Genomic DNA, 300 nt, shown 5'->3' on the forward strand with positions numbered 1-300 from the left:
GGCCCAAATGTTATATCTATTTTTTTATTAATTTGAGCTTTAAATTCAGGCAATATTGAAATAGATCCTGAAGTATATCTAATATTTTCAAATTTACTTTCTTGTTTAGTACTAATAAAACCTAATGCTCCTTCAACCCTATATTTTCCACCAGTAATATTCGTTGAATATGAAACAATTATAAAAGAAGTATTTAATGTAATAGTTAAAACCATATTATTTAATAAGGAAATATTAAATGTTAGTGAAAGTATAAATCCTGATAAAGTTAAAGATATATATGTGGGAGATAATGCAATA

At 23.7% G+C, this 300-nt stretch carries 1 pseudogene; it reads right to left on the reverse strand.

The annotated features are described in order from the left end of the window. Positions 1–215 (reverse strand): annotated as a pseudogene (locus BT993_RS07010) (hypothetical protein); the annotation flags it as partial. Between the last annotated feature and the right edge of the window lie 85 nt (positions 216–300).

The sequence above is a fragment of the Streptobacillus ratti genome (assembly GCF_001891165.1).
GTDB lineage: Bacteria > Fusobacteriota > Fusobacteriia > Fusobacteriales > Leptotrichiaceae > Streptobacillus > Streptobacillus ratti.